At 69.6% G+C, this 2,176-nt stretch carries 3 protein-coding genes and 1 pseudogene; all 4 read right to left on the bottom strand.

Going from position 1 to position 2,176, the window contains the following annotated elements:
* A pseudogene (locus H0484_RS14960) lies at positions 1 to 238 on the bottom strand (type IV conjugative transfer system coupling protein TraD); the annotation flags it as partial.
* A 4-nt stretch (positions 239 to 242) separates the two neighbouring features.
* Positions 243 to 791: an integrating conjugative element protein gene (locus H0484_RS14965; RefSeq protein WP_008266518.1), complete on the bottom strand. Its 549-nt coding sequence runs from the start codon at positions 789 to 791 to the stop codon at positions 243 to 245.
* The gene (locus tag H0484_RS14970) at positions 788 to 1,393 is read right to left on the bottom strand and encodes a transglycosylase SLT domain-containing protein (RefSeq protein ID WP_014603601.1); all 606 of its coding nucleotides are present in this window, start codon (positions 1,391 to 1,393) and stop codon (positions 788 to 790) included. The genes H0484_RS14965 and H0484_RS14970 overlap by 4 nt, the downstream gene beginning before the upstream one ends.
* A complete protein-coding gene (locus H0484_RS14975; protein WP_106685112.1) occupies positions 1,375 to 2,112 on the bottom strand; it encodes a TIGR03759 family integrating conjugative element protein in 738 nt (245 codons plus the stop codon). Before H0484_RS14975 ends, H0484_RS14970 begins: the two co-directional genes overlap by 19 nt.
* Positions 2,113 to 2,176: the final 64 nt, after the last annotated feature.

The raw sequence follows: 2,176 nt of genomic DNA on the forward strand, positions 1-2,176 counted from the left end.
TCACGTAGCGCGGCAAGCGGCGAATGTTACGCCGGTAGCGCAGGATGACGCGGGCATCGCGGTAGCGAATGGCACCGTAGGCGCAGAACGCCAGCGCACTGCCGACGCCCATTGCGGGGCTCAGCGCGAGCGACCACGGGGCCACCAGGGACAGAAACGCGGCGCCTGCACACGCCGCGACGGTATAGAACTCCACCGCTGGGCGCAGCAAAACCTCGACCGGCTGTTTCCCCGACATGGCTTCATTGCTCGATGCCGGTGGCTGTGATCAGCACCGGGTAATGCCGCAGACCCAGGCGCTCGGCCAGGTCGTCGCCGGCCACAGGCGCAAGGGGCATGCCGGGCACCAGGGTGCGCAGCCGTGCCAGGCCCTGCACGGTCTCGACGTTAACCACCAGACCCACCGCGCCGCGCTCGCGCAGCGATGTTGCCTGGCTGCGCAGCCAGGCGTGGGACGCCGCGTCGTCGCCGACGACCACGAAAGGCCGCAGGCCCGGTGCCTCGATCACCCGCCGCGCGACGGTGCCAGGCGTGAGCTTGGCACTGCGCACCGGCAACATCGCGGCCTCGTCCATGGGCGTGGCGGGCACCGGGAGCATCGGGATGGGCGGTCGGGCCGGGGCATCGGCGCGCGGCTGAAGGTTCAGAGCCTCGTAGTACGGCAGCGCCGACGTGCCGCCACGGTCTTCGACCACAATCAGCGGCTCTCCGGCACGCGAGGCCAGCGGCAGAGCCGCCAGCAGCACGAGCAGGCACTTCAGTGTGAGGTTGGCCAGAGGGAACTTCGTCATGGGGATGTCTCCAGGTGCGCGGCGAGGGCCGCAGCGATTGGGCGCGTGCCCTGCACACGGGCAAGGTGGCGCGACACGCTGCGCCGATAGCGGGCGGCAGGCTCTCCGCCCGCAGGACGGTGGTAGCGACCGATTGCCAGTAACCAGTCCTCGCCAGTGGTGTGCTGCTCCTTCAGGATTTCAGCGGCGATGGCGAGGTTGCTGTATGGGTCGAGCAGGTCGCACGGGCTGGCGTAGCGCTGCTGGTGGTAGCCGAGGTTGATCTGACCCAGGCCCGCGTCGATGCGCGTGTGCGACGTGGAGCGCATCGCCTGCTGCAAACCGGCGCAGGCGTCGGCACGGGTGGCGAAGCGGTGAGACTGACCGGCGACGTTGAGCGACCACGGCCACGGGACGATGCGTCCATTGCGTCGGATGCCGCTCTCTTGCAAGGCCACGGCGTAGAGCACCGACGAGGGGATGCCCGCGCGCTGTGCGGCAAGCTGGTAAGCCGGTGGCGGAAGCTCCTGGGCATGGGCGGCGCAGGCGCACAGGCCCGCCGCGATCACCAGTGCGCGCAAGCACTGCGAAACGGAGGTGGCCGCTACGGCTGGCGCTGCCATTGACCGTTCACCTCGCGCACGACTGCTGGAAGGTCTCCGGGCAAGCTCAGCGACAGCCACCGCCCGCCATCATGGTTGAGCGTGATGCCACCGCTGCGCACGCGCGCCGGATCGACGTTCGCACGCTTGGCCCAGTCGCGGATGCGCGTGTCGTCCTGGCGGCTGCCGACCATGTACAGGTCGAACTCGGTGCCGGAGGATTGCAGGCGCTGCACGAGTTGCCCGCAGGCCGCGCAGCCGTCCTTGACGAATACTGCCGTGCGGCCTGAACCGCGCAAGGGGTTGGCGCTTGTGGCGGCGCCGGGCTTGTCGTCAGGCAGGTTCACCCGCTGCATGCCGGGATTCAGGCGCTGCCAGGCCTCGTCGTAGGCACGTTGGTAGGCGAGCAGCTTCTCGACGCGGCGCGCTTCGACCTGCACCTGCAGCTCGGCGTAGCGGTGCCGTTCCTCGTCGGTGCGCGCCTCGATGCCCAGGGCGGACAGCGGGTCCAGGTTGGGCGAGTAGATGCCCAGCGGCCCGTCCATCAGTTCGCGGTAGCGCGCCCACTCCTGCGGTTGCAGGCCCCATTCGCTTGTCACCCGGTCGTCCAGGGCGTGGGCGATCAGCGAGCGCTCCTGACTGTGCGCATTGCCGGCGGGAGCCGTGGCCGGCTGCTGCGCCCCGGCGGGCAACTGGGCAGACGCGAGCAGAAGCGCGGAAAGGATGATGGCTGGCTTCATGTCGTGTCCTCAGCTCAAGGGATCGCCACGCGACGGGTCTGGTCGCCGGTCTGGAACACGGCGG

The organism is Mesopusillimonas faecipullorum (genome assembly GCF_020539505.1).
In the GTDB taxonomy this organism is placed as follows: Bacteria; Pseudomonadota; Gammaproteobacteria; order Burkholderiales; family Burkholderiaceae_B; genus Mesopusillimonas; species Mesopusillimonas faecipullorum.